The 26,449-nt window shown below is 69.7% G+C and carries 26 protein-coding genes; 15 read left to right on the plus strand and 11 right to left on the minus strand.

Annotation, left to right across the window (positions count from 1 at the left end; all coding sequences use genetic code 11):
* Nucleotides 1-2: 2 nt before the first annotated feature.
* The 5 genes from KLK06_RS44835 to KLK06_RS44855 all read right to left on the minus strand — a co-directional run bounded on the left by KLK06_RS44835 (nt 3) and on the right by KLK06_RS44855 (nt 6,190).
* Nucleotides 3-911, minus strand: a complete 909-nt coding sequence (locus KLK06_RS44835) for an ABC transporter permease (RefSeq protein WP_214641838.1) — start codon at nt 909-911, stop codon at nt 3-5.
* On the minus strand, nt 908-1,915 hold the full coding sequence (locus KLK06_RS44840) for an ABC transporter permease (RefSeq protein WP_214641839.1): 1,008 nt from the start codon (nt 1,913-1,915) through the stop codon (nt 908-910). The genes KLK06_RS44835 and KLK06_RS44840 overlap by 4 nt, the downstream gene beginning before the upstream one ends.
* 4 nt (nt 1,916-1,919) lie before the next feature.
* On the minus strand, nt 1,920-3,743 hold the full coding sequence (locus KLK06_RS44845; protein WP_214641840.1) for an ABC transporter substrate-binding protein: 1,824 nt from the start codon (nt 3,741-3,743) through the stop codon (nt 1,920-1,922).
* Between the two features lie 153 nt (nt 3,744-3,896).
* Nucleotides 3,897-4,859: a zinc-dependent alcohol dehydrogenase family protein gene (locus KLK06_RS44850; protein ID WP_214641841.1), complete on the minus strand. Its 963-nt coding sequence runs from the start codon at nt 4,857-4,859 to the stop codon at nt 3,897-3,899.
* Nucleotides 4,860-4,999: 140 nt separating this feature from the next.
* Nucleotides 5,000-6,190: a M20 family metallopeptidase gene (locus tag KLK06_RS44855; RefSeq protein WP_214641842.1), complete on the minus strand. Its 1,191-nt coding sequence runs from the start codon at nt 6,188-6,190 to the stop codon at nt 5,000-5,002.
* Between the two features lie 53 nt (nt 6,191-6,243).
* Here KLK06_RS44855 and KLK06_RS44860 point away from each other — a divergent pair, with 53 nt between their 5' ends.
* Nucleotides 6,244-7,032 carry an HAD-IIA family hydrolase gene (locus tag KLK06_RS44860; RefSeq protein WP_214641843.1) on the plus strand — a complete coding sequence of 263 codons (789 nt, stop codon included), beginning with the start codon at nt 6,244-6,246 and terminating at the stop codon, nt 7,030-7,032.
* Nucleotides 7,033-7,074: 42 nt separating this feature from the next.
* Nucleotides 7,075-7,698: a hypothetical protein gene (locus KLK06_RS44865; protein ID WP_250906987.1), complete on the plus strand. Its 624-nt coding sequence runs from the start codon at nt 7,075-7,077 to the stop codon at nt 7,696-7,698.
* Here KLK06_RS44865 and KLK06_RS44870 read toward each other — a convergent pair.
* Nucleotides 7,661-8,128 (minus strand): NUDIX domain-containing protein, encoded by a 468-nt coding sequence (locus KLK06_RS44870; protein ID WP_214641845.1) that lies wholly within the window; start codon nt 8,126-8,128, stop codon nt 7,661-7,663. The two genes, KLK06_RS44865 and KLK06_RS44870, sit on opposite strands and share 38 nt — an antisense overlap.
* A 76-nt stretch (nt 8,129-8,204) precedes the next feature.
* Here KLK06_RS44870 and KLK06_RS44875 point away from each other — a divergent pair, with 76 nt between their 5' ends.
* Entirely contained in the window at nt 8,205-9,131 is a 927-nt protein-coding gene (locus KLK06_RS44875) for an acyl-ACP desaturase (RefSeq protein WP_214641846.1), read from the plus strand.
* A 145-nt stretch (nt 9,132-9,276) separates the two neighbouring features.
* Complete coding sequence (locus KLK06_RS44880) at nt 9,277-9,840, plus strand: NAD(P)H-dependent oxidoreductase (RefSeq protein ID WP_214641847.1); 564 nt, start codon at nt 9,277-9,279, stop codon at nt 9,838-9,840.
* A 14-nt stretch (nt 9,841-9,854) separates the two neighbouring features.
* On the opposite strand, the gene arfB is transcribed toward KLK06_RS44880, so the two are convergent.
* Nucleotides 9,855-10,262 (minus strand): alternative ribosome rescue aminoacyl-tRNA hydrolase ArfB, encoded by a 408-nt coding sequence (arfB, locus tag KLK06_RS44885; protein WP_214641908.1) that lies wholly within the window; start codon nt 10,260-10,262, stop codon nt 9,855-9,857.
* 114 nt (nt 10,263-10,376) lie between these two features.
* Here arfB and KLK06_RS44890 point away from each other — a divergent pair, with 114 nt between their 5' ends.
* Nucleotides 10,377-11,174, plus strand: a complete 798-nt coding sequence (locus KLK06_RS44890; protein ID WP_214641848.1) for a hypothetical protein — start codon at nt 10,377-10,379, stop codon at nt 11,172-11,174.
* Here the strand turns inward: KLK06_RS44890 and KLK06_RS44895 are convergent.
* The gene (locus tag KLK06_RS44895) at nt 11,165-11,452 is read right to left on the minus strand and encodes a helix-turn-helix transcriptional regulator (protein WP_308168730.1); all 288 of its coding nucleotides are present in this window, start codon (nt 11,450-11,452) and stop codon (nt 11,165-11,167) included. The two genes, KLK06_RS44890 and KLK06_RS44895, sit on opposite strands and share 10 nt — an antisense overlap.
* 143 nt (nt 11,453-11,595) lie before the next feature.
* On the opposite strand from KLK06_RS44895, the gene KLK06_RS44900 reads away from it, so the two are divergent.
* The 3 genes from KLK06_RS44900 (at nt 11,596) to KLK06_RS44910 (ending at nt 14,627) form a co-directional block, all read left to right on the plus strand.
* Complete coding sequence (locus KLK06_RS44900) at nt 11,596-12,414, plus strand: hypothetical protein (protein ID WP_214641850.1); 819 nt, start codon at nt 11,596-11,598, stop codon at nt 12,412-12,414.
* Complete coding sequence (locus KLK06_RS44905; protein ID WP_214641851.1) at nt 12,411-12,992, plus strand: HAD family phosphatase; 582 nt, start codon at nt 12,411-12,413, stop codon at nt 12,990-12,992. The genes KLK06_RS44900 and KLK06_RS44905 overlap by 4 nt, the downstream gene beginning before the upstream one ends.
* 132 nt (nt 12,993-13,124) lie before the next feature.
* Nucleotides 13,125-14,627, plus strand: a complete 1,503-nt coding sequence (locus tag KLK06_RS44910) for an alkaline phosphatase D family protein (protein WP_308168731.1) — start codon at nt 13,125-13,127, stop codon at nt 14,625-14,627.
* 77 nt (nt 14,628-14,704) lie between these two features.
* On the opposite strand, the gene KLK06_RS44915 is transcribed toward KLK06_RS44910, so the two are convergent.
* A complete protein-coding gene (locus KLK06_RS44915; protein ID WP_214641852.1) occupies nt 14,705-16,261 on the minus strand; it encodes an efflux RND transporter periplasmic adaptor subunit in 1,557 nt (518 codons plus the stop codon).
* A gap of 147 nt (nt 16,262-16,408) precedes the next feature.
* Here KLK06_RS44915 and KLK06_RS44920 point away from each other — a divergent pair, with 147 nt between their 5' ends.
* Genes KLK06_RS44920 through KLK06_RS44945 form a run of 6 tightly spaced genes read left to right on the plus strand, consistent with a single transcriptional unit; the run spans nt 16,409 to nt 22,319 of the window.
* A complete protein-coding gene (locus tag KLK06_RS44920) occupies nt 16,409-17,542 on the plus strand; it encodes an efflux RND transporter periplasmic adaptor subunit (protein ID WP_308168732.1) in 1,134 nt (377 codons plus the stop codon).
* Nucleotides 17,539-18,270, plus strand: a complete 732-nt coding sequence (locus tag KLK06_RS44925) for an ABC transporter ATP-binding protein (protein WP_214641853.1) — start codon at nt 17,539-17,541, stop codon at nt 18,268-18,270. The genes KLK06_RS44920 and KLK06_RS44925 overlap by 4 nt, the downstream gene beginning before the upstream one ends.
* Nucleotides 18,267-19,547 carry an ABC transporter permease gene (locus tag KLK06_RS44930; RefSeq protein ID WP_214641854.1) on the plus strand — a complete coding sequence of 427 codons (1,281 nt, stop codon included), beginning with the start codon at nt 18,267-18,269 and terminating at the stop codon, nt 19,545-19,547. The genes KLK06_RS44925 and KLK06_RS44930 overlap by 4 nt, the downstream gene beginning before the upstream one ends.
* A 22-nt stretch (nt 19,548-19,569) precedes the next feature.
* Nucleotides 19,570-20,094 carry a hypothetical protein gene (locus KLK06_RS44935; protein WP_214641855.1) on the plus strand — a complete coding sequence of 175 codons (525 nt, stop codon included), beginning with the start codon at nt 19,570-19,572 and terminating at the stop codon, nt 20,092-20,094.
* A complete protein-coding gene (locus KLK06_RS44940) occupies nt 20,091-20,783 on the plus strand; it encodes a response regulator transcription factor (protein ID WP_214641856.1) in 693 nt (230 codons plus the stop codon). The genes KLK06_RS44935 and KLK06_RS44940 overlap by 4 nt, the downstream gene beginning before the upstream one ends.
* A gap of 18 nt (nt 20,784-20,801) precedes the next feature.
* Complete coding sequence (locus KLK06_RS44945) at nt 20,802-22,319, plus strand: HAMP domain-containing sensor histidine kinase (RefSeq protein ID WP_214641857.1); 1,518 nt, start codon at nt 20,802-20,804, stop codon at nt 22,317-22,319.
* A 10-nt stretch (nt 22,320-22,329) separates the two neighbouring features.
* Here the strand turns inward: KLK06_RS44945 and KLK06_RS44950 are convergent, their stop codons facing one another.
* Complete coding sequence (locus tag KLK06_RS44950) at nt 22,330-23,724, minus strand: FG-GAP and VCBS repeat-containing protein (protein ID WP_214641858.1); 1,395 nt, start codon at nt 23,722-23,724, stop codon at nt 22,330-22,332.
* Between the two features lie 67 nt (nt 23,725-23,791).
* Here KLK06_RS44950 and KLK06_RS44955 point away from each other — a divergent pair, with 67 nt between their 5' ends.
* Nucleotides 23,792-25,021 (plus strand): cytochrome P450, encoded by a 1,230-nt coding sequence (locus KLK06_RS44955; RefSeq protein WP_214641859.1) that lies wholly within the window; start codon nt 23,792-23,794, stop codon nt 25,019-25,021.
* On the opposite strand, the gene KLK06_RS44960 is transcribed toward KLK06_RS44955, so the two are convergent.
* A complete protein-coding gene (locus KLK06_RS44960; protein WP_214641860.1) occupies nt 25,011-26,411 on the minus strand; it encodes an MFS transporter in 1,401 nt (466 codons plus the stop codon). The genes KLK06_RS44955 and KLK06_RS44960 overlap by 11 nt on opposite strands.
* Nucleotides 26,412-26,449 lie beyond the last annotated feature (38 nt).

Genomic DNA, 26,449 nt, shown 5'->3' on the forward strand with positions numbered 1-26,449 from the left:
TGCTACTCCTCACGCAGCCGGGGGTTGAAGATCTCGTCCATGGCGTCGACCACGAGCACGATGCCCAGGGTGAGCAGCAGGATCGCCAGCAGGGGCGCCAGCAGGTACCCGAGCGCATTCGTGGTGATCATGGCGCCTGCCTGGAACACCGCCAGGTTGAGCATCACACCCCAGTTGTCCGACTCATAGGGCAGGACACCGAGGAAGAACAGGCCGACCTGCGCGTAGACGGCGCCGGTGACCGCGATGAGCATGTTCATCGCGATGTAGGGCGCCATGCTGGGCAGCAGTTCCTTGCTGATGATGTGCTTCGTGGACAGGCCCAGGCCGCGTGCGGCCTCGATGAAGCCGCGTTCACGCAGGGAAAGGGTCTGCGCGCGTACGGCCCGCGCCACGCCGCCCCAGCCCAGCAGGCCGAGAACCAGGCCCATCTGGATCGGGCTGCCGAACTTCCAGACGGTCGCCAGGACCAGCAGCAGGGGCAGGCCGGGGATGGTGAGCTTCATGTCGGTGATCCGCATGAGCACGGTGTCCCAACGGCCCCGCTTGAACCCGGAGAACAGGCCGAGCGAGGTACCGAAGACGACCGTGATGAGCGCGGTCACCGCGGCGCTGAGCAGTACGTAGCGCGAGCCGGTGATGACCAGCGCGACGACGTCCCGGCCCTGAGGGTCGGTGCCGAACCAGTGAGCCCAGCTCGGCGGCTGGGTGATGGCGTTGGGATTGTCCGGCAAGTGGTCCGGGAAGAACATCGGCCCGAAGACGCCCATGAACGCGAAACCGACGATGATCACCACACCGGCCATCCGGCTGGGCTTGCGCTTCATCACCCGCCAGACGCCGAGCCAGAAGTTACGGCGCATGGTCGCGGAGGTGGACATCCCCGTCTCGGGGATCAGCGTGTCGCTCATGTCGCGTCCTCTCCGCTCCGGACCCGCGGGTCGATCACCGTGTAGAACAGGTCGGCCACGATGTTCGCGACGATGATCGACGCGGTGATCAGCAGGAAGGCACCGCCCATCAGCGCGTAGTCGCGATCGTTGACGCTGTCGATGAGCAGCAGCCCGAGCCCCGGATAGTTGAAGATCTTCTCGATGAACACGGCCCCACCGAGGAGCAGCCCCAGGGAGAGGGCGAGGATCGTGAAGAGCGGCAGGATCGCGTTGCGCGCGATGTAACGGAAGACGATCGAGCGCTTCATGCCCCGTAGCTCGGCGGCCAGGATGAAGTCGTCGCCCAGCACGGTGACCACGCTGGACTTCATCGCCAGGACCCAGCCGCCGTAGGCCGACAGCGCGTACGTGACGACCGGCAGCACGGCGTGCTCGACGAGCGAGCCGATGTAGCCGGCGTTGAAGCCCGGATCGAACAGGATGTCCACCGGTCCGTCCGCGGGCAGGATGGGGATCAGTGTCGCGAAGATCACTACGAGCAGCAGCGCGAGCACGTACTGCGGGATGCCGTGCAGCAACGAGCCGGAGATGGCCAGCGCGTCGCCGAGCTTGCCCGTGCGCTTGATCGCCGCGTACACGCCGAGAACGACCCCGACGAGGAAGCTGAGCAGCGTGCCGACCAGCACCGGTAGAACGGTCCACTTGGCCGCTTCGGTCAGCACGTCGAGCACGGGAGTGCCCGGTCTGCTGACGGAGACGCCGAGGTCGAAGTGGAGCAGGCCGCCCATGAAGTCGGAGTACTGCTGCCAGAGCGTGCCCGTCGGCTGGAACCCGTACAGCACCTTGACGGCCTGCGCGGCCGCCTCGGGCGCCATGCCCCCCTCGATCAGCTTCTCGTAACGGGCCGCCATGGGGTCGCCCGGGATGTTGTTGATGATGAAGAAGCTGATCGTGGCGACAACAAGGATCATGACGAACCCGCGGGCCAGGTGGCCCGCGAGTCGCCGGATGATGATCATCATAAATTTACTGCTTCGACTTGACCATGCCGAGCTGGATCCACACACCGGAAGCGAGCACGCCGGTACCGAGGCGCAGGATCTCGTCGTCGTGTGGCCAGCCGGTGAATCGGCTGTTGTTGACGAACTGGTTGTTGACGTAGTCCCAGAGCTGGATGACCGGCAGGTCCTGGTTGGCCGCCGTCGCGAGCTGCGCCATGATCGGCTTGGCCTGGTCCTCGGTGGCCGAGTTCAGCTTGCCGGTCAGCTCGCCTGGGTTGATCTTGGCGCCGTCGACCTCGATCTGCTCGGGGTCGCCCATCCAGTTGCCGTTCTTGCCCGCCGGGGAGTGCTCGATCTTGCCCGCGACGTTGGTCCAGCCGTTGGAGGCTCCGTAGAGGCGCTGGAAGATGTCATACGGCGCGGGGCCGAGCGCCATGAGCCAGAAGCCCACGTCGTACTTGCCCGCCGCCAGCTCCTCGAGGTAGAGCGGGTAGTCCGTGGTGGTCACGACCTCCGCGTCGACACCGGCCTTGATGAGCTGGCTCTTGATGTTCTCCTGCGCCGAGAGCCAGTCGGAGAAGCCCGCCGGCGCGTGCATGGACACCTTCCACGCCTTGCCGTCGGCCAGCAGCCACTTGCCGTCCTTCTTGGTCAGGCCGGCGTCCTTGAACTCCGCCTCGGCCTTGGCCACGTCCGGCTTGTACGGCTCGAGCTTCGGCAGCGTGTCGGGGATCCAGGCCTGCGCGGCCTTCTGGTGGATGCCGCTCGTGGTGATGGCCGGCGTGCCGCCCTCGGGTGAGGCGACCTTGGTGACCTGGTCGCGGTCGATGAGGTAGGCCAGGCCCCGGCGCACGTGCACGTTGTCGTACGGCTTCTTGGACTGGTTGAAGGCCATGCTCACGGCCACCGGCGAATAGCCCTTGATGACCTCACTGCCCGGGGCCGCCTTGATCCGGTTCATCACGTCCGTGGGAGCGGCGACGAACCCGGAGCTGTCGAGCTTGCCGGCGGTGAGGTAGTTCCAGATCTGCTCGTTGCCGGTGTAGTTGAGGAACTTCACCTGCGCCGGAGCCACGTTGGCGGCGTTGTAGAAGTTCTTGTTCTTGACCAGCAGCGCCTCGCCGGGGTTGACCCGCTCCAGCACGAACGGGCCCGCGGAGACGTCCTTGGGCGGCGCGAAGGTGAGCACCTTCTGGCCCAGGGTGGTGATCTCCGCGCGGGCCTTCTCGGCGTCCGCGCCCTCGCCACGGGCGGCCTTGAGCTTGTCCCAGAAGTCCGCCGGCAGGACGCCGCTCCAGACGTGGGCGGGCAGGACCGCCGTGTCGAGCACGCCGCGGGCGAACTTCGGACTGGGATTGGCCATGTCCTGGGTGATCTTCAGCGTCTGTGGGTCGACGACGGTGACCTCGGCGGCGGCGCCCGCCGCGCCGGGCGTGACCGAGAAGGCCGTGCTGCCCTGCGTGTAGGCGATGCCGATGGACATCTTGACGTCTTCGGCGGTGACCGGCTTGCCGTCCGACCACTTGGCGTTGGGCTGAAGCTTCAACGTGATGGCGGAGTTGTCCGGGGCGATCTCCCAGCTCGCGGCGATGCCGGGGAGAGCCTGGTTGGGATCCGTCAAGTGGTTCTTGACCCACGCGATGCGCATCGCGTTGAAGCCCGAGAAGGAGTTGCCCTTCGGGTTGTACGGGTTCGCCGGCGCACTCGCATCGAGGCCCGGCCGGTTGACGTCGATTGTGGTGAAGAGCCCGCCACCACCGCCCGAGCTGGACTTGTTGGTGGAGCCACTGCTGCACGCTGTGGCAGTGGCCAGGCCCAGCAACGCTACTACCGCTGCTAGTCGCTTCATGTACCGCTCCGGGGGTGAATGTTCGGACCTGTTGAGGATCGCGGGGGATTAGCCCGGACCTTACGGTCGCGAACAGGTCACGTCAATAATCTCCAGATGTTGTGAGTGTAATGTAATTTTTCTTCATGGGCTCCTCGATGTAGCTCGGCGCCATCAGCCCAGCATAAGCACCGCAGCCCCGTTGACCTGCCCGTCTGCCAGATCGCGGAGTGCTTCGTCGGCCCTGTCGAAGGGGTAGGGCGCCGTCGTCACGTGTGGCGGGTGCCCGAGTGCGAGGTCGAGATAGGTCCGTCCGTCGGCCCGGGTGTTGGCGGTCACGCTCCGTAGTGTCCGCTCCTGGAAGAGGTGGCGCTCGTAGTCCAGCGAGGGGATGTCGGTGAGGTGGATCCCGGCCACGGCCAGCGTGCCGCCCCGGTCGAGTGCCTCCAGCGCGGTGGGCACCAGATCACCTACGGGCGCGAACAGGATCGCCGCGTCCAGCGGCTCGGGCGGCCTGTCTCCGGCGGATGCCGCGCCCAGTCGCAGGGCCAGCTCCCTGGCGGCGGCGGACCTGGTCACCACGTGCACGACGGCCCCACGGGCGATCGCCGCCTGGGCGGTCAGGTGGGCGGAGGCTCCGAACCCGTAGACCCCGAGCCGCCCGCCCTCCGGCAGCTCGGCTCGGAGCAGCGCCCGATAGCCCACGATCCCCGCGCACAGCAGGGGTGCCAGCGTCTCGGCGGGCGAGCCTTCGGGCAGGGGATAGACGTAGGCGGCGGGCACCGTCAGATACTCAGCGTAACCGCCGTCGGCGTCCCACCCGGTGTAGGCGGAGGAAGGGCAAAGATTCTCCCTCCCGCTCAGGCAGTACCGGCAGGCCCCGCAGGTCCACCGGAGCCAGGCGACCCCGACCCGCCCGCCGACGTCCCCGTCGCCGCTGACCACGCGCCCGACGACCTGATGGCCGGGCGAGATCCGCGGGTGCCGGGGCGCCAGGTCCCCTTCGATCAGGTGCAGGTCGGTCCGGCACACCCCACAGGCCTCGACCTGGACCAGCACCTCACCCATCCCCGGCTCGGGTACGGGCTTGTCCACCATGACCAACAGCCGGGCCGGGTCCGGAATCCACGCCTTCATCGAGTCCTCCTCAGACGGTCGACTACGCGCACGTCACGGTGCCTAGCTAATCCCACCTGAGGAGCGTTCCCCTGGACAGGGCCCGGCACCGGTCGGCGGGTGGGGCCGGCCCATGCTGGCCGTAAAGGAATCGGGCCGTTTCAGGACGCCAGCCGGGACAGTGCGAGGGAGGCGTACAGGGCGGCGCCGTCCGGCAGGACGGAGTCGTCGAACTGCGCCTCGGGGGAGTGGTTGTACGGCGCGACGGCCGGATCGCGGTCGGCCGGGCAGGCGCCCAGGAAGACGAACGCCCCCGGGACGTTCTCCAGCACGTACGAGAAGTCCTCCGACCCCATCACCGGCTGCGGCGTGACGAAGAACCGCCCCGGGCCGAACAGCTCCTCCGCTGTCTTGGAGACGAACTCCGCCTCGGCCGGATTGTTCACCGTGACCGGGTACCCCATCCCGAACGACGCCTCGACCGACAGCCCGTGCGCGGCCGCGACGCCCTCGACCACCTCCACCAGCCGCCGTTTGGCCAGCGTCCGGTTGGCCGCCGAGAACGTGCGCAGCGTCGCCTCGAAGTGCGCCTCGTCCGGGATCACGTTGTCGACCGTGCCCCCGTGGAAGGACCCGACGGTGACCACCACCGGGTCGAACACGTCGAACGTCCTGGTCACCATCGTCTGCAGCGACCCCACCATCTCGCAGCCCGCCTGGATCGGGTCGAGCGCGCGGTGCGGGCTGGAGCCGTGGCCGCCGCGCCCCTTCACCGTCACCTTGAACACGTCGGCCGCGGCCATGAGCGGCCCGGGCCGGGAGGCGAACAGCCCCGGGGGCAGCATCGACGAGACGACGTGCATGCCGTACGCCGCCACGGGTCGCGCGCCCGCCGCGTCGAGCACGCCCTCCTCGATCATGTGCTTGGCGCCGTCGTGGCCCTCCTCGCCCGGCTGGAACATGAAGATGACGTCCCCGGCCAGCTCCTCGCGCCGCGCGCTGAGCAGGTGCGCGGCGCCCGCGAGCATGGCGGTGTGCAGGTCGTGGCCGCACGCGTGCATCTGCCCGTCGATCTGCGAGCGGTAGGGCAGGTCGTTGCGCTCGGCGACCGGCAGCCCGTCCATGTCACCGCGCAGGAGTACGGCGGGGCCCGGCCGGCCGCCCCTGAGCACGGCGGTGACCGAGCTGAGCGCCTTGCCGGTGTTGATCTCCAGGGGCAGCCCGTCGAGCGCCGTGAGGACTTTCTCCTGGGTACGCGGCAGCGTGAGGCCGATCTCCGGAGTGGTGTGCAGCGAGTGGCGCAGCCGGACGAGATCGTCCCGCATGTCCCGCGCGGATTCAGTGAACGACATGAAGAACATTCTTCATATGCTGGTTGGGAAGTCGATAAGGGACACTCTGTACGATGGGCCGGGTGACTCAGCGTAAGCGGATCGATTCCTGGCTTTCCGACATGGACGGCGTGCTCGTGCACGAGGGCAGGCCGGTCCCGGGCGCCGACGTGTTCATCAAAAAGCTCAGTGAGTCCGGCAAGAAATTCCGGGTACTGACCAACAACTCCATCTACACCCAGCGCGACCTCTCGGTACGCCTGGCCGCCGCCGGCCTGGAGGTGCCCGCCGAGTCGATCTGGACCTCGGCGCTGGCCACCGCCCAGTTCCTCCACGACCAGCGGCCGGGCGGCTCCGCCTACGTGATCGGCGAGGCCGGGCTGACCACCGCGCTGCACGAGGTCGGCTACGTGCTGACCGACCTCGACCCCGACTACGTGGTGCTCGGCGAGACCCGCACCTACAGTTTCACGCAGATCACCCGGGCCATCCGCCTCATCGAGGGCGGCGCCCGCTTCATCGCCACGAACCCCGACCCGGTCGGCCCGTCCACCGAGGGCTCGCTGCCCGCCTGCGGCGCGGTCGCCGCGATGATCACCAAGGCCACCTCCGTCGACCCCTACTTCGTCGGCAAGCCCAACCCGCGGATGATGCGCAGCGCGCTCAACGAGATCGAGGCCCACAGCGAGACCACCGCGATGATCGGCGACCGGATGGACACCGACATCGTGTGCGGGATGGAGGCCGGGCTCCACACCATCCTGGTGCTCACCGGCGTCACCCAGCGCGATCAGATCGACCGCTTCCCCTACCGGCCGTCGCTGGTCGTGGAGTCGGTGGCGGATCTCATAGAGCTGATCTGAACCTGACGCCGGTTGACAGGTATGCCTGGGAAGGTGGTCCGCATGACGCGCATCTACCTGGAGGTCGGCCCGAAGAAGGTTTTCGCCTGTTCGCTGGAGTGGCCCGGCTGGTGCCGCGTGGCCAAGGGCGAGGAGGCGGCCATCGACCTGCTCATGGAGTACGCGCCGCGCTACCGGGTGATCGCCGAGCGGGCCGGGCTCCGGTTCGAGCCGGGTGATCCTGTGGTGGTCGCCCGCGAGCCGGGCAGCGACATGACCGACTTCGGCGCGCCGTTCGCGATCCCCGAGCTGGACCAGGCGCCGATCGACGCTGAGACCGCGGGCCGCTGGGTGGCGCTGCTGCGCGCCGCCTGGGAGCTGTTCGACGAGGTCGCCGCCGAGTCGCCGGAGGACCTGCGCAAGGGGCCGCGAGGCGGCGGGCGCGACCTGTCGAAGGTCATGGCGCACGTCGCGGACGCCGAGCGCGCCTACGCCAGGAAGGTGGACGTACGGCACAAGCCGTACAAGAGCCAGGGGGACCGCGACGCGATGCGCGAGGAGCTCGCCGAGGTGCTGTCACGCCCCTGGCAGCCGCCGCAGACCACCGGCTGGCCGCCCGCCTACGCCGTGCGGCGCACGGCCTGGCACGTCATCGACCATCTGTGGGAGATCGAGGATCGCCGATGAGGCGCGGCAGCGCGCTGATGTTGCGCGACAGGTAGGCGGCCACGGCCTCGGGGACGACGTGCCGGGAGGTGATCTCCGTCTCCCGCAGCGGTAACCGCACGACCTCGTACACGCCGCGCGAGGGGTCCTCGAGCTCGGGCCCGTGACGCAGGGCCGGATCCATGGCGACCAGGCGGCAGCCGTACACGTGCTGGGTCTTGATCCCGCCCTGCCACGGATAGGTGACCGTGGTCAGCGGCGTCACGCTCGAGACGGTCGCGCCCAGCTCCTCCAGCAGCTCCCTGTGCAGCGTGTGCTCCAGGGTCGCGTCCTGCGGCTCGACGTGGCCGCCGGGCACCGACCAGTAGACCTGGCGGCCCGGCACCGTCCGGCGGAAGATCATCAGTTGCTCGTCGTGATCGAGTAGGACGCCCCGGACACTTGGTCGCATAAGGCCACCCTATTTGGCCGCCACGACCTTCGGGTAGCCTAACTTACGGTACCGTAACTACAGGGAGACGATCTTGATGGCGATGACGCAGACGGAACTACTGCACGAGCTCGAGCCCGTGGTCGCCGGGGAGCTTGACCGCCACAATTCGATGGCGAAGGAATGGTTCCCGCACGAGTACGTTCCGTGGAGCCAGGGCCGTGACTTCGACGGCATCTACGGCGGCGAGGCCTGGCAGGACAGCGACTCGAAAATCCCCGAGGCCGCCCGGATCTCGCTCATCGTCAACCTCCTCACCGAGGACAACCTGCCCAGCTACCACCACGAGATCGCCACGACGTTCGGCCGTGACGGCGCCTGGGGCACCTGGGTGCAGCGCTGGACCGCCGAGGAGGACCGGCACGGCACCGCGATCCGCGACTACCTCACCGTCACCCGCGCGGTCGACCCGATCGCGCTGGAGCGCGCCCGCATGAGGCACATGGAGGCCGGCTACCACACCGAGTACGGCACCATGCTCCAGCAGCTCGCCTACGTCTCCTTCCAGGAGCTGGCCACCCGCATCGCGCACCGCAACACCGGCCGGGCCTCCGGCGACGAGGGCTGCGAGCGGCTGCTGGCCAGGATCGCCGCCGACGAGAACCTGCACATGCTCTTCTACCGCAACCTGCTCAAGGCCGCCTTCGAGCTGGACCCGAACCAGACCATGCGCGCCGTGACCGACGTCGTCAAGACCTTCCAGATGCCCGGCTCCAGCATCGAGGGCTTCACCCGCAAGGCCATGATCATCGCCCACGAGGGCATCTACGACCTGCGCCTGCACCTCGACGACGTGCTCATGCCGGTGCTGAAGCAGTGGGCCGTGTTCGACAAGACCGGCCTCGACGCGGTCGGCGAGCAGGCCCGCGAGGAGCTGGGCGCGTTCCTGGCCAAGACCGAGACGACGGCGGCCAGGTTCGTCGAGCGCAGGGCCGAGCGTAAGGCGCGCGCCGCCACGCGATGATCTAGCACGCCCCTGGAGGTGATCGCCGAAGCTCCTCATGCGGCAAGCCCGTGCTTCCTCTTGACCTGGAGATGGTCTTGGACATCCCAGACATCGGGAAGGTTCCCGACTACGGGCACCACATCAACATCCCTAGGAGTGAAGGGTGAGAATCTTCGGGATCGCCGCGAGCCTCCACGCGGGATCGTTTATCAACAAATTGCTGGAGGCAATGGGCGGGGAGCTGCCCAGGGGAGCGCGCCTGGAGTGCTGGCGGGGACTCGGCGCGGTCCCGCCCCACGCGCTCGGTCCCATACCGGAGCAGGTGGTCGGCCTGCTCCGCAAGGTCGACGAGTGCGACGCGGTGCTGCTCACCGCGCCCGAGCACAGCCTGCTCCCGGCTGAGCTGGGCCACGCGCTGCGCTGGATGGCGACCGGTGGACGCCTGGCGGGCAAACACGTCGCCGTGATGAGCGCCAGCGTGCGCGCCTGTGGCGCCATGTGGGCGCAGGCCGAGCTGTTCAAGGAGCTCGCCGGCGCGGGCGCGGTCGTGATGGGCACCGAGCTGGTGCTCTCGCCCACCTGCCCGCACTTCGACGACCAGGGCCGTCTGACGGCCCTCTACCTACGCGATCAGGTACGGGAGATCGTGGGCCAGCTCTGCCCCGTGCCGCTCACCGTGCAGCCCGTGTTCTCGGCCCAGCTCGTCCTGACGGGCCCCTCCGCATAGGCCGCTTGCCCGGGTCAGGGGCTGCGGCGCAGGCGCTTGACGTCGGAGCGGAGCTTCTTGGTGGCGATGCGGCGCTCGACCGCGCCCCGGCTGGGCTTGGTGGCACGGCGGCGCTTGGGCGGGGGCGCGATGGCCTCGCGGATGCGCTGGGCCAGACGCTGTTCGGCGGCCTCGCGGTTGCGCAACTGGGAGCGGTACTCCGACGCGGCGATGGTGATCGTGGGGGCGCCCAGCCGCTCGAGGGCACGTGCCTTGAGCGCCGGTGACAGGGCCGTGGTGGCGGAGACGTCGAAGACGAGTTCCACCCGGCTGTCGGTGGTGTTGACGCCCTGGCCGCCCGGGCCGGAAGAGCGAGAGAAACGCCAGACGAGCTCGGCGTCCGGGATGACGACCGAGTCGTTGACGACCAGCGGGCCGGGCATGTCGGGGTACTCCTGTTCCTTCAACGTGGAATGTCACCGTATCTGAGCGACATATCCCTAATGCAACGGCATTTCCAATAACGGACCTCGCTGCGATTATGGAGACAACGATCTGTGGGGGAGGCCGATTCCGTGCTGCACGTGACGCCGGTACAGATAGCGCTGACGGTGCCACTGGCCATCGCCTCCGCCACGGGATTCCTCTTGCTCCGCTGCCAGGGCAGAGGCCGGCCTTTTGGCCCCAGAGGCTGGTGGCTGGCGGTCGTCATCATCCTGCTGACCGGCTTGGTCTCCTCCGGCGTGGCGCTGGTGAGCGGTGAGCTGCTGGGCAATTCCCTGTCCACGGTGCTGGGCGCCGCCGCGCCGGGCGGACTGTGGCTGAGCCAGGTGCGCTCCCGCGAGGACGAGCGGCGCTCGCTGGCCAAGGAGGCGGCGACGTTCTGGCTGGTGTCGCTGCTGGCCCGGCTCGACCAGGCGATGGCCGAGGACCAGCGGCTCTGGTGCGAGCGGCGGGTCGACGATTCGTGGAGCGTGTACGAACTGAGCCTGGCCGCCAACCGCTACCACGAGCGCATCGGCGAGCGGCTCTCGCCCGAGCAGCGCAGGAAGGAACGGGTGCACGCCCGGCTGGATGCGATCGAACGGCGGCTGGACCTGGCCGCGCTGATCGAGGACGGGGCGCCGCGCTCCAAGGTGATCACCGCGCTGCGCGGCTCCCGGCACACGCGGCTGGCAAGGTATGAGCGGTATGTCAATGACCTGACCCGGTTGCACGGCATCCTCCGGCATGACGCGGAGAACGACGTCCTGCGGCTGCTGGCCTCGGCCTATCGGGCCGGGTATCGGTCGCTGCCCAGGTTCGTGCCGCCGACGCGGTCACGGATCGCCGCGCCGCTCAGACCTCACCCATGAGTCTCTTCGACGAGCAGGATGGACTCCTCCTCGGCCTCGCTGAGCGTGAACTCGATGCGAGCGCCGAGCGCCTTGACGACGGCACCGAGCGTACGGAGTGTGAGGTTCTCGTCTCCCGACAGGATCTGGCTCACCCTGCCCGGCGAAACGCCCATCGAAGCGGCCAGATCAGCACGGGACATCTTATGCTCCCGCATATACCAGGTGATCTCGTCGACGGCGTCCTGGGCGAGGCCGCCCGGACTTCCCTCATCGGGCGTGCTCCGGCGAAAGGCCATCACGGTCTCGCTCTCAGCGCTCGGTTCGTTGTCCCTTCACTTTAGCTCTACCTAAACCTTTAGGCAAGCCTAAACCTGAAGGCGAGATGCAAGTGAGGTGTGTCACTATCGCCCTGGAAACACGGGGTGATACGGGAGGCGCTGTGGCGGGCATCGTCGGCGTGCACGGGATCGGCAAGTACAACTACTACGTGGCGGCGGGCAACTCGCCGACGGGGGCGGCGGAGGCGATGCGCCTCAAGTGGGACCGCTACCTTCAGGCGGCGCTCGGGGGAGAGAGCCGGACCTACTTCAGCGAGGTGGCCTACTTCTCCCACCTGCTGCACGACCGGCAGCCCAAGCAGGGCCCGCAGGCGTTCGCGGCCCTGCCGCCCTCCGCCCAGCAGGTGCTCATCGGCTGGGCCAGGAACATGGACATGGGCGAGCGCTTCACCGGGGCGCTCAAGATGTTCACCGGGTGGCTGCTCACCCGGCTCGACAGCAGGTCGGCGGCGTTCGCGTCGCTGTTCGCGCCGGAGGTGGCGGCCTACCTGACCGACCCGGACAGGCGCGTGAGGTGCCAGGAGGCCGTCCGCGACACGATCAGGAAGCACAGTCCCCGGGTGGTGATCGCCCATTCGCTGGGCAGCGTCGTGGCCTACGAGACGCTCTGGGCCAACCCCGACCTCGAGGTCGAGCTGCTGCTCACCCTCGGCAGCCCGCTCGGCATGCGCAACGTGGTCTTCGAGCGCCTCCTGCCCGCCCCGATCAACGGCCTCGGCCGGCGGCCCACGGGCGTCAAGCGCTGGGTGAACATCGCCGACAAGGACGACATCGCCGCCATCCCGGCCGAGCTGCGCGGCAGTTTCGCCGGCGTGGACGTGGAGGAACGGGTCAACCTCGACTGGATCGATTTTCACACCGCCGAGAAATACCTGGGTTGCCCGGCACTCGACCCGCATCTGCGACCATTCCTGCCATGACGTGGATTGTTTTCGACTACGGCAGCGTGCTGTCCCTGCCCCAGCCTGAGTCCGACGCCGACGAGATGGCCCGGGCGGTCAACACCGAGCCCGAGGCGTTCAAGCGGCGCTACTGGGAGCACCGCCTGGAGTTCGACCGGGCGTCGCTGACCCCGGCCGCCTACTGGTCGGCGGTCCTCGGCCGGCCGGCCGCCATCGCCGAGGTCGCCCGGCTGGTCGCGATGGATGTGGCGAGCTGGGCCTACCCCGACGAGGGTACGGTCGCCATCCTGAACGATCTCCTCGACCGCGGCGGCGACGTGGCCCTGCTGTCCAACGCGCCCGCCTGCCTGGCCGACGGCCTGGACGGGCTGCCCTGGATCGCGGCCATCGAGCAGCGCTTCTACAGCGGCAGGATGGGCCTGGTGAAGCCGGACCGGGAGATCTTCGACCGGATGGCGGCCGAGCTCGACGCCGACCCGGCCGAGATCGTGTTCATCGACGACCGGCCGGAGAACGTGGCCGGGGCCGAGCGCGCGGGCATGACGGGCGTCCAGTTCACCTCCGCCGAGGCCCTGCGGAAGACGCTCAAGGCGTGACGTGAGGGGCCGGGATCTGCCCCAAGAGCTGCGAGAAGAGGGGGAGGAGCGGCGGGAGGAGGACTGATGCTGTTCATCCAGGCTTGACTCCGCAGTCACGACCGTGTCAGTCGGGGTGGACATACCTGGACCGTGGACCGCAGATCCTTCCTCGCCGCGGCGGCAGTGACCTTCCTCATGCCGTCCCAGCAGACCAGAACCCTCAAGACCGACCCCTTCACCCTCGGCGTGGCCTCCGGAGACCCGTCGACCGACGGCTTCGTCCTCTGGACCCGCCTCGCCCCGAACCCCCTGTCCGGCGACGGCCGCGGCGGCATGCCCTCGCGCGGCGTGGACGTCGACTGGCAGGTCTCCACCGACGAGCGCTTCTCGTCGATCGTCAGATCCGGTACGGCCGAGGCCCGGCCGGGCGCAGCGCACAGCGTCCACGTCGAGGTCGGGGGCCTGGAGCCGGGACGCGACTACTTCTACCGGTTCAAGAGTGAAGGCAGGCTCTCGCCCGCCGGCCGTACCAGGACCACACCGACGGGTGAGCGGCCGCTGACGTTCGCGGTCGCGGCGTGCGCGCACTACGAGCACGGCTACTACACCGCCTACCGGCGGCTGGCCGAGCAGGAGCCCGAGCTGGTGGTGTTCCTCGGCGACTACATGTACGAGTACGGCCCGAGCGGCTACACCGCGCTGGCCGGGCGGGTACGCACCCACACGCCGGGCAAGTGCGAGACGCTGGCCGACTACCGGCTGCGGCACGCCCAGTACAAGAGCGACCACGACCTCCAGCGGGCGCACGCGGTGGCGCCGTGGCTGGTGGCCTTCGACGACCACGAGGTGGAGAACAACTGGGCCGGGCCCGTCTCCAGCACCGGCGCTCCCGGCTTCGCCCGGCGCCGGGCGGACGCCTTCAGGGCGTACTACGAGAACATGCCGCTGCGCCGGGCCAGCGTGCAGGGCGCGGTGCTGCGGGTGAACCGGCGTGTCTCGTGGGGGTCGCTGGCCCGCTTCCACCTGCTCGACACGCGGCAGTTCCGTGACGACCAGGCGTGCCTGGACGGGGTACGCGCCGGGTGCGACGACCGGCTGGCGGCCAAGCGCACGCTGCTGGGCGCCGACCAGTGGCGCTGGCTGGAGGACGGCCTGCGCGAGTCCGGCACCCGGTGGAACCTGCTCGGGCAGCAGATCCTGATGGCGCAGCGCGACTACAAGGTGGGGCCGGGCCGCGAGGTGAACCTGGACTCGTGGGACGGCTACGCCGCCGAGCGGACCCGGCTGCTGGGCTCGCTGTCCGGCACCTCGAACCCGGTTGTGCTGACCGGCGACGCCCACATGCACCACCTGGCCGACCTCAAGACCGACTTCGACGACCCCGACTCGCCCGTGGTGGCCAGGGAACTGGTGACGTCGTCGATCGCCAGCGATGGGGACGGGTACCGGGACAAGACATGGATCGCCGAGGCGTTGCAGGAGAACCCGCACATCTCCTACATCGACCAGCGACGGGGCTACATCATGGCCAAGGTCACGCGTGACGATATTTCCGTTGATTACCGGACGCTGGAGTACATTTCCCGCAAGGGCGCCCCCGCCAAGACCGCCCACAGCCTCACGATCCCCGCCACCGCCCACGCCCGAACCTGAACGTCCGCTGGGAAAAGGCTGAGGGTTCGCTCAACGCAAAAGCGGCCGAGCCACCGAGGTGGCCCGGCCGGGGTCCGTCAGCTCTCCGGCCAGCTGGTGTCCGGGAACTCGCCCGTGGTACTGCCCGCCATCACCACCTGATCGCTCTCGCTCAGCCCCGAGGTGATCTCCACGTACTGGTCCCCACGCACCCCGGTACGCACCACCCGCGCCGAGTCGTGGCCGCCCGAGCGCACGGTGACCACGGTCGTACCGTCCGAGCGGCTCTTCACGGCCTCGGCCGGCACGTAGATCCCGTCGTTGGCCGTGCCCGTCGTCACCGACACCGAGGCCGTCTGCCCGAGCATCAGCCCGCGCGGCGGCTTGTCGAAGGCGAGCGTCACCGAGTAGCGGACGAGCTTGTCGCTCACGGTGGCGGTCGGCGCGATGCGGGTGACCTTGCCCGCGTACTTCTCCGAGCCGCGCGTGGCCAGGGTGATGTTCGCTTCCTGGCCGAGTTTGAGCTTGTTCACGTCGGATTCGGTGACCATCGCGTCGACCTGGAGCTCGTTCAGGTCGCCGAGGCTGATGAACGTGCTGGTGCCCGCCGTGTCGCCGACCGATCCGGCCACCGACAGGACGGTGCCCGAGGCGGGGGCCACGATCCGGGTGCCGCGTACCTCGTCGGCGGCCTGCTCAAGAGCGGCCTGGGCGCGGTCCACGTTCGCGCTGGCCTGGTCCTCGCTGATGCCGCCCTTGCCGTTCGCGCCGCTGCAGGGGCTGCCGCCCTGGGACTGGCGGGTTCCCGGCGTGGCCTTCCCGCTGGGCCTGCCCGAGGCGCCGGTCGACGGCTTACCGGTGGGTTTCCCTGTGGCCTTGCCGGTGGGCTTCCCCGTGGCCTTGCCGGTCGGCTTGGCGGAGGACTTGCCTGTGGGTTTGGCGGAGGGCTTGGCGGTGGAGGTGCCGGTCGGCGAGGCCGACGGCCGGCCGCCCTCCGGCGTGGCCGTCACCGTCGCGGTGACGGTGGCCGTGGCCGTGACGGTCACCGTGACCGTGGGCTGCGGCTCGTGGCCGCTCGGCGTGGGCTCCGGGGTGGGCGTCCAGGTGGGCCGGGGGGTCGGCGTCGTGGCCGGAGTCAGCGTGGTGGTGGGGGCGGCGTCCGCGACGGGCACCGCCGAAGGTCCGAAGGCCCCCTTGGCCGCGACCGCTCCCACGACGGAGGCGGACGTGCCGCCGGTCGTGCCGCCGCTGCTCGGCGAGCACGTGGCCGTGCTGGTGGCGGCGGTCGAGGCGGTGTTCAGGGCCTCTTCGGCGGCGGCCAGATCGGCGGCGGCGGCCGTGTAGTCCTCGCGCGCCGCCGTGCTGTTCACCCGGGCCAGCACCTGGCCCTTCTTCACCTTGGCGCCGACCTTGACGTAGATCTTGGTCACCGTTCCAGAGCCGCCGAACCCCAGGTCGCGCCGCGAGCCGTCCACGGTGTTGCCCGCGGCCGTGATCGAGGCGGTGACGACGCCCCGCTTGGCGGCTGCCAGCCGTACCTGGGCGGCGGGCTCCGGATCGTCGCGGAGTGCCAGCACCAGGCCGGAGCCGGCCACCAGGACGGCCAGGGCGAGCCCGCCTAGCTTGAGCGCCTTAGGCGGGAAAGTCGGTCTCATGAGGGCCCATCATGGCGTGAGCAGGTTAGTACAGGGCTGCGAGGCAGCTCAGAGTTGTCTGTGTGTCTCCAGATGCGTGGACTTTGTCAGCGAACCTTCAGCTAGCTCGCGGCTGTAGCGCAGGCTGGTGTGCAAGGGTCACCGGCTGTGAAGGTGTCGACAAGGCGCAGAGCGCTGATAACCAACGGGGCCCTGAGCGTGCTCCTGCTGGGCGGTGTCGCGTTCGCGTACGCGCAGCTCGGCACGGAAGAGGTGGCCAGCGAGACGGCCACCCGGACGGTGACCGCCGGGCGCGGCACCGTGACCGCCTCGGTGTCCGCCTCGGGCGCGGTGGAGAGCTCCAGGAGCAGAACGCTCGCGTTCGGGACGAGCGGGACCGTCGAGCGCATCTATGTGAAGGCAGGGGACAAGGTCCGCAAGGACGACATCCTGGCCAAGCTCGACGACGCGGCGGCGGAGGAGAACCTGTCGGCCGCGCGCGCCACGTACGACAGCGCCGTCGACGACGGGACCTCGACCGCCCAGCTCTACGCGGCCTACATCAAGGCGCGCAACGCCTACCGGGAGGCTCAGCGGACGGCCACGGCGACGGTGCTGAGAGCGCCGTTCGCCGGCACGGTCACGGCCGTGAACGGCGCCGTCGGCGGTTCCTCCAACGGATCCGGCACCAGCAGCACCTCGACCCAGAGCACCAGCCAGAGCGGGCAGAGCGGACAGTCCGGGAGCGGATCGGGGTCCGGGTTCATCGACCTGGCCGACACCGGCAAGCTCCAGCTCGTCGGCACCTTCACCGAGTCGGACGTCAGCAAGCTCAAGGTCGGCCAGGCGGCCACCGTCTCGTTCGACGCGCTGCCGGGCGTCACCGCCACCGGCAAGGTCACCCAGATCGAGCCGGTCGCCTCCACCAGCAACAACGTCGTGCAATATCCGGTGACGATCTCCTTCACCAAGGTCCCCAAACAGGTGCGCCTGGGACAGACCACCACCGTCGAGGTCGTGACCGGCCAGGCGGAGAACGTCATCACCGTCCCGTCCACCGCGGTCTCCACCAGCGGCGGCCAGAACACGGTCACCCTGCTCAAGAACGGCCAGCAGGTCAGAACCCCGGTCGAGGTGGGCGTACAGGGCGCCTCGCTGACCGAGATCAAGTCGGGCGTCTCCGAAGGCGACCAGATCGTCCCGCCCGCCACCTCTGCCACCACGGGCACCGGCAACCAGCGGCAGGGCGGCTTCGGCGGCGGCTTCCCGGGCGGCGGCGGCGTGCCGGGAGGCGGGCGATGACGGCTCCCGTCCTGAGCGTGCAGAACCTGGTCAAGGAGTACGGCGAGGGCGACGCCAGGGTACGGGCGCTGCGCGGGGTCAACCTCGACGTCGAGCAGGGCGACTACCTCGCCATCATGGGCGCCTCCGGCTCCGGCAAGTCGACGCTGATGAACATCCTCGGCTGCCTGGATGTGCCCACCACCGGCCGTTACCTGATCGACGGCGCGGACGTCGGGCAGCTCGACGAGCACCAGCTCGCCAAGCTGCGCAACCGCCGGGTCGGCTTCGTCTTCCAGTCGTTCAACCTCATCCCGCGCATGAGCGCGCTGGCCAACGTCGAGCTGCCGCTGGTCTACGGCGGCATCGGCCAGGCCGAACGGCGCCGGCGCGCGCTGGCCGCGCTGGAGCAGGTCGGTCTCACGGATCGCATCCACCACGAGCCCAACCAGCTCTCCGGTGGCCAGCAGCAACGCGTCGCCGTGGCCAGGGCGCTCATCACCGCCCCCGCCTTGCTGCTGGCCGACGAGCCCACCGGCAACCTCGACACCGCCTCCACGCAGGACGTTCTGGAGATCATGGACAGGCTCAGCGAGTCGGGCCGCACGATCGTGCTCATCACGCACGAGAACGACGTGGCCGCGCACGCCAAGCGGGTCATCAGGCTGGTGGACGGCGAGATCGTGGAAGACGTCCGGCAGGGCCCGATCGACGGGCCGCCGCCGCGTATGGCGGGGGTCGCCCGATGAACCAGCTCGAGATCCTGCGCTTCGCCCTGCGCGGGCTGCTGGCCAACAAGATGCGTAGCTCGCTGACCACGCTCGGCATCCTCATCGGCGTCGCCGCGGTCATCCTGCTCGTCGCCGTGGGCGAGGGCTCCTCGCAGAGCATCCAGAAGAACATCCAGCGGCTCGGCGCCAACACGCTGACGATCTCCCCGTCCTTCTCGGGCGGTGGCGGGGGCGGCGGCGGGTTCGCGCGAGCCGGCGGCGGCGGTGGCGCGCCCGGCGGCGGGCAGAACACCGGTCCGCGTACCCAGGCCAGGGAGCTCAGCCTCGCCGACGCCAAGTCCCTGACCGACAAGACGGTGGCGCCGTCGGTCGCGTCGGTCTCGCCGGTCGTGACCGCCTCCTCGGCCGCCACCACCTACGGGGCGGCCAGCCACTCGATCTCCCAGCTCATCGGCACCTACCCGAGCTACTTCGAGGCCACGAACAAGCCGGTGACCAAGGGTACGTACTTCTTCAACGACGACGTGCTGGCCGCCAGGAAGGTCGTGGTGCTCGGGCAGACCGTGGTCGAGGAGCTGTTCGGCACCCTCGACCCGATCGGCAAGCAGGTGACGATCTCCGGCGTGCCGTTCACGGTCGTCGGCGTGCTGAAGGAGAGCGGGTCGACCGGCGGGCAGCAGGACGCCGACGACGTGGCCATCGCGCCGCTGCCGGCCGTACAGCAGAGCCTGACCGGGTTCGACTCGCTCAACTCGATCGTCGTGCAGGCCAGCGGCTCGGCGGCGACGGAGTCGGCGCAGTCCGAGGTCACCGCCATACTCAACCAGCGGCACGGCATCACCGGCACCGCCTCGGCCGACTTCCGGATACTCAACCAGGCCACCCTGCAGGAGACCGTCAGCGCGGCGACCGGCACGTTCACCGTGCTGCTCGGCGCGGTCGCGGCGATCTCGCTGCTGGTCGGCGGCATCGGCATCACCAACATCATGCTGGTCACCGTCACAGAGCGGACCAGGGAGATCGGCATCCGCAAGGCCATCGGCGCGCCCAGGAGCGCGATCCTGGGCCAGTTCCTGATGGAGGCCACGCTGCTGAGCCTGGTCGGCGGGCTCTCCGGGGTGCTGGTGGCGTTCCTGGGCACCCGCTTCACCATCGCGGGCATCGAACCGGTGCTCGTCCCGTCGTCGGTCGCGCTCGCGCTGGGCGTGTCCGTCGGCATCGGATTGTTCTTCGGCAGCTATCCCGCCAACAGAGCCGCCAAGTTGAGGCCGATCCAGGCTCTTCGCCATGAGTGACGGACCCCCGAAGGAGACAGAAATGGCCAAACTTGACGCCTCGCCGTACCCCGACGACCTGAACAGCGAACTGGCCGTCCAGTCGCGCAAGCCGCTGTCGAAGGTGACGGTCGGGCTGATCGCGGGCGTGGTGCTGGTGGCCGGGGTGGTGATCGGCATCCAGGTGCAGAAGGCGCTGGGCTCGCCCGCCACGGCCGCCGCCGGCCAGCAGGCGGGCGGTGCCAGGCAGGGGATGCCCGGCGGGTACGGTCAGCAGCCGGGCGGCAGAGGACAGATGCCGGGCGGGTACGGTCAGAGGATGGGCGGCGCCGGTGGGGCCGGCACCGTGGGCACCGTCGAGAAGGTCGAAGGCGGCAAGATCTACGTCAAGACCATGGACGGCAGCACGGTCACGGTCACCACCACCGACGCGACCACGGTTCAGGTGACCAAGCCGGGCAAGCTGACCGACCTGCAGACCGGCACCAATGTCGTGGTGCGCGGCGAGAAGGGCGGGGACGGCTCGGTGGCGGCCACCTCGATCAGTCAGGGAGGAGGTGGCAGATGACCGAGCCGGAGGCCAGGCTGCTGGTGGTGGACGACGAGCCCAACATCAGGGAGCTGTTCTCCGCCAGCCTGCGGATGGCCGGGTTCGAGGTGCTCACGGCGGCCGACGGCAAGGAGGCCCTGCGGGTGGCCGAGCAGGCCACGCCTGACCTGGTCATGCTCGACGTGATGCTGCCCGACCTCGACGGCCTGACGGTCGCGGGCCGGCTGCGCTCCCGTGGCCGCCGGGTCCCGGTGCTGTTCGTGACGGCCAAGGACACGCCGGAGGACCGGCTCGCCGGGCTCGGGCTCGGCGAGGACTACGTGACCAAGCCGTTCAGCCTGGAGGAGGTCATCGCCCGGATCCGGGCGGTGCTGCGCAGGACCAGGCGGGGCACGCCGCCGCCGAACCGGCTGCGGATCGCCGACCTGGAGCTGGACGAGGAGACGCACGAGGTGTGGCGCGACGGCATCCTGGTGCGGCTGTCGCCCACCGAATACCGGCTGCTGCTGTACTTCATGCTCAACGCGGGACGGGTGCTGTCCAAGACGCAGATCCTCGACCACGTCTGGAACGGCGACTGGCGCACCGACGTCGGGCTGGTCGAGTCATACGTCTCCTACCTGCGCCGCAAGATCGACACCGGCGAGCGGAGATACCTGCACACGCTGCGCGGCGTCGGCTACATCCTGCGCCCGCCCAAGGATTGAACCCGGCCAGGACATGACATGAGGAGGTATCTCGCGCGGACGCCGCTCTGGCTGCGTCTCGTCTCGGCCACCCTGCTGATGGTCACGCTGGCCATCACGCTGACCGGGCTGTTCGCCGTACGGCTGCTGCGCGGTTATCTCGTCGAGCGCGTCGACCAGCAGTTGCGTGCCGCCAGCACGCCGTGGCGGGCCGCTCCGCCGCCTCCCGACCCGCAGCCGGGCCCACGCCCGCAGCGTTTCTTCGGCCTGTTCCACTCGGTGCTCGTCGACCCGACCGGCGCCAAGATCAGGACCATGACCGAGTCGACCGAGACGCACACCCCGAACCTGCCCAGGCTCACCACCGCCGACGTCGCGCGCCTGGCCGGGCAGCCCTTCACCGTCGAATCGCAGGCCGCCGACGGCCCCTCCTGGCGGGCCGTCGCCATGCCGGGCCGCGACGGCGACAGCAGGATCATCGCGATCAGCCTGGGCGACCTGGACGACACCGTCTCCCAGTTGCTCCTGATCGTGGCGGTCGGGGGCGGCGGGACCCTCGTGGTGCTCGGCTTCGCCTGTTACTGGCTCGTACGGCGGAGTCTGCGCCCTTTGAGCGAGATCGAGCGGACCGCCCGCCACATCGCGGACGGCGATCTGTCGCGCCGGGTGCCGCTCTGGGCGGGCACCACCGAGGTCGGCAAGCTCGGCCGGGCCCTGAACGGCATGCTCGGCCGGATCGAGGTGGCCGTGCGGGAGCGCGAGGCGGCGGCCGAGTCGGCGCGCGAGTCGGCCAGGGCGGCGCGGCGCTCGGAGGAGCTGACGCGCCGGTTCATGGCCGACGCCTCGCACGAGCTGCGGACCCCGCTCACCTCGATCAGGGGGTTCGCCGAGCTGTTCCGGCTCGGGATGGACAAGGACCTGACGGAGGCGACCCGGTTGCTGAGCCGGATCGAGGGGCAGGCCGCGCGGATGGGCCTGCTGGTCGAGGACATGCTGCTGCTGGCCAGACTCGACCAGCGCCGCGAGCTCGACGCACGGCCCGTCGACGTGCTCAGCGTCGCCGCCACCGCCGTGATCGACGCCCAGACGCTCGCGCCCGACCGGAAGATCGAGCTGGTCATGCTGTACGGGAGCGAGGGGCCGGTGCTCGTGACCGGTGACGAGCTGCGGCTCGGCCAGGTGCTGGGGAATCTCGTGGGCAACGCGCTCACGCACACCCCGCCGGGCACGGCCTTCACCGTCGGGGTGGGGGCGCGTGACGGCAAGGCCGTCGTCGAGGTGACCGACGAGGGGCTCGGGTTCTCGCCGGAGGTGGCCGAGCGGGTGTTCGAGCGGTTCTACCGGGCCGATCCGGCGCGCAGCACCGGCGGTGCCGGGCTGGGGCTGTCGATCGCCGCCACGCTCGTCGAGGCGCACGGCGGCAGCGTCTCCGCGTCGAGTGCGGCGGGCAAGGGCGCCACCTTCCGCGTCACACTCCCGCTCGCCCCGTCTCAGGTCGCGCCACCTCGGGTGAAGGGGCATCTTCAGCCGAACGCGTCGAACGCTCAGCCTCACTGAACGCTCAGCCTCAGCCGAACGCGTAGCCGTACAGGCCGGGGCCGCTGGTGAGCTCGCGGACACTTCCCGGCCGCAGCCCGGGACGCGTGCCCGGCTGGCGCGAGCCCGGCACGTACAGCACCTTGCCCTGGTCCGGCGCCGCCACCACCAGCCCGAACAGCTGACGCTCCTTGGTGAGCTGCCGGTAGCGCCCGCCGAGCGCGGGCAGCGCGGCCAGTGACGCGCCGAAGTCCCGCCCCTTGCCCTTGATCAGCAGGTTGCCGTCCTTGGCCAGCCCGCCCTTCCTGGCTCCGGCCAGCACCTGGACCCCCTTCTCGCCGGGTACGCCGACGGCCAGCTCGTCGTCGCCGTCCCCGTTGAAGTCCCCGGCCGCCAGCGCGGCGCCGAACCTGTCGTAGTACCGCGGCTCGCCCTTGAGCAGCCGCTGCGTCCACATCTCCGACCGCGCGCCGCGCAGCAGCCCGCTGCCGTTCCCGTACAGGACGTGCACGGCCCCGTCGCCGTAGTCCATCGCCCGCTGGTTGGCGTCCAGCCCCTCGCCGGGCACGCCGACGACCAGGTCGGAGTGCCCATCGGCGTCGAAGTCGCCGGTCGTGAGCGCCGCCCCGAACGCGTCCCACTTCTCCGCGGCACCCTTGATCCCGGAGCTGCTCTGCGTCAGGAGCCGGGCCCGCTTTCCCCGCACGTCGATGACGGTGACCGAGCCCTGGCCGTCCTGGGTGACGCTGTCGGCGGGCGCGCCCACGGCCAGCTCGTCGCGCCCGTCCCCGTCGAAGTCGCCGGTCGCCAGCGCCGCGCCCCACTGGTCCGTCACGTTCGCCGCCTGCCGGATCCACGGGGTCTTCTGAGTGATCTGGTACGGCTTGCGGCCCTTCATCCAGTAGATCGTGACGCCCCCGCCCGTACGGTGGCCAGGGGAGCCCACCACGAGCTCGTCGCGCCCGTCGCCGTCGAGGTCGCCGGCCGCCAGCGACGCCCCGAACCGGTCACTCGACGGCTTCGCGGGCGCCAGCTCCTTGCCCGGCCGCAGGCCCGCGGGCGAGCCGTTGAACAGCTCGACGACGCCGTTGCCGTCGGCCCCCGGCACGCGCTCGCCCGCGAACTCCTCCGACACCCCCACCGCCAGGTCGGCGCACCGGTCGCCGTCGAAGTCACCGACCGCGAGCGCCGAGCCGAACGAGTCGCCCGGCTCGGCGCCCTCCTGGGTCAGCTTCACCTTCTGGCCGTTGCCGTAGACGACCGTCACAGAACCGGCCCGCCGGTCGTCGTACGGGGCGGCCACCGCCAGATCGGGACGGCCGTCGCCGTCGAAGTCGGAAGGGGATCCGCCGCATGACGGAGCCGCGGCCTGGGTCGTACCCGAAGCGAGGGGGAGAACCAGGCAGGCGGCTAGCAGAGCGTTCATACAGGTAGGTATTTCCGCCCCGCCCGAACCAGGTCTTAACGCCACGGGAACGTGCCAGGATAGGCGGGTGGACATCGACCTCGCGGATCTGGGTTTCTGGCGCCAGCCCCCCAAGGAGCGGAACGAGGCGTTCGCCAGGCTCCGGCAATTGGAACATCCAATGTTCTTCCCGGAGAAGAAGGTGCCCTTCCTCCGGTCAGGAAGCGGCTTCTACGCCCTGGTCAGGCACGCGGACGTGCTCGAGGCCAGTCGCGACGCCAAGGTCTTCTCCAGCGAGCCCGCCGTCACCAATCCGGAGCCGCCCGGCTGGGTCAAGCAGGTGTTCGGCGAGTCGATGGTCAACATGGACGACCCGCGCCACGCCCGGCTGCGCCGCATCGTCACCCGCTCGTTCAGCCCGCGCATGCTCTCCGGCCTGCAGGACGACATCGAGGCCGCCTGCCAGCGGATCGTCGACGACGTCGTCGAACAGGGCCCGCGCGACTTCGTCCGCCAGGTCGCGGCCCGGCTCCCCATCCACGTCATCTGCGACATGATGGGCATCCCCGACGACCTGCGGGCCAAGGTCCACGAACACGTCGACGTCTCCACCGCCTACACCGGCGTACGCCCCAGCCTGGTCCGCAGCGTGCAGCTCGCCGGCCAGAACATGCTGGCCCTGCTCGCCCTCCAGCGCATGGTGATCAAGCTGGGGCACGAGCGGGCCGCCGAGCCGCAGGGCGACCTGGTGTCCCTGCTCGTCACCGCCAACCCCGACGGCGAGAAGCTCACCGACCGCGAGCTCGGCTCCTTCTTCGCCCTGCTCCTGGTGGCGGGCAACGAGACCGCCCGCAACACGATGGCCCACGGCATCAAGCTGCTCACCGACAACCCCGCGCAGCGCGAGCTGCTGATGGAGGACTTCGACGGCCGCATCGGCAACGCGATCGAGGAGATGGTCCGCCACGTGTCGCCGATCATGCAGTTCCGGCGCACGCTGACCCAGGACTACTCCCTGCGCGGCCTGGAGCTGAAGGAGGGCGACAAGGTGGTCCTCTTCTACGGCTCGGCCAACCGCGACGAGACGGTCTTCCCCGACCCCGACAGCTTCGACATCACCCGCGAGACCAAGCCGCACGTCGGCTTCGGCGGGCCGGGACCGCACTTCTGCCTCGGCGCGAACCTGGCCCGGCAGGAGCTGCGGACGATGTTCCGGGTGCTGCTGAGCAGGTTGCCGGAGATCCGCGCGGTCGGCGAGCCGGACCTGCTGCTGTCGAACTTCGACAACAGCGTCCGCAGCCAGGGGTTCACGTTCTGAGCTGCTCCTCAGGCGCCAGGACGTTCCTCCTGATCGTCAGGAAGGTGATCAGCGCGGGGACGGCCATCGTCGCGGCGCTGATCAGCATCGCGGCGTGGAAGCCCGCGTTGAAGACAGGCGGGTTCTTGAAGGCGTCGCCGACCAGGCCGACCAGGGGCGGCACCGCGGCCACCGCCAGCAGGCTGCCGGTGCGGGCCACCGCGTTGTTGACGCCGCTGGCCGTACCGGCGTAGCGCTCGCTCGCGGTGGCCAGCACGGTCGCGGTCAGCGGCGCCACCACCGCCGTCAAGCCGAGCCCGAACACCGTCACCGCGGGAAGGACCTGCAGCACGTACGAAGCGCCGAAGCCGATCGTGCTCATCCACAGGAACCCGAGCCCGGCCACCACGATGCCGATCGTCATCGGCCAGCGCGGACCATACCGCTTGGCCACCTCGCCGGAGCGCGCCGACAGCAGCAGCATCAAGATCGTCACCGGAATCAGCGACAGCCCGGCCGCCGTCGGCGGGAACTTGGACACCACCTGCAACTGCACGACGAGCAGGAAGAACACCACGCCCATCGCCGCGTACACGAACAGCGTCACCACGTTCACGGCCGTGAACACCGAGTCCCGGAAGATGCTCACCGGCACCAGCGCGTCGGGGGACCTGCGCACCTCCAGCACCACGAACGCCGCGCCCAGCACCAGCCCCACGACCAGCGGTATCGGCGCCCCCTTCTCGATCAGGCCATAGGTGAGGCAGGCCAGGGCCAGCGCCGCCAGCACCGCGCCCAGCACGTCGAACCGGCCCGCGGCCTGCTCGTCCCTGCTCTCGGGCACATGCCGCAGCGTGACCAGCACGACGATCGCCGCGAACGGCAGGTTGATCAGGAACGCCCACCGCCAGCCCGCCGTCTGCACCACCGCGCCACCCAGCAGCGGACCGATCGCGGCGGCCACCCCGCCCAGCCCGGACCAGGCGCCGACCGCGCGCGGCCGGTCGTCCCTGATGAACGACGCCTGGATGATCGCCAGCGCTCCCGGGGTGAGCAGCGCGCCGCCGACGCCCTGCAGCCCGCGCGCGGCCACCAAAAACTCGATGTTCGGCGAGAGCCCGCACAGCGCCGAGGCCAGCGCGAACCAGACCGTGCCGATCAGGAACACCTTCCGCCTGCCGTAGCGGTCGCCGAGCGAGCCGCCCAGCAGGATCAGCCCGGCCAGCGTGAGCGTGTAGGCGTTGATCGTCCACTGCAGTCCGGCCATGCCCGCGTCGAGGTCATCACCGAGAAAGGGCAGCGCGACGTTCACCACGGTGCTGTCGAGCATGGCCAGGCCGGAGCCGAGCACGGTCGCCGCCAGGATCCAGCGCCCGCGGGCGGATTTCAGCGCTACGTGATCGTCGTCCATAAAGGCAATCTTGTCACCGCCTTCTGGTACATCTGGGC

Source organism: Nonomuraea sp. NEAU-A123, from assembly GCF_018603905.1.
Lineage (GTDB): Bacteria > Actinomycetota > Actinomycetes > Streptosporangiales > Streptosporangiaceae > Nonomuraea.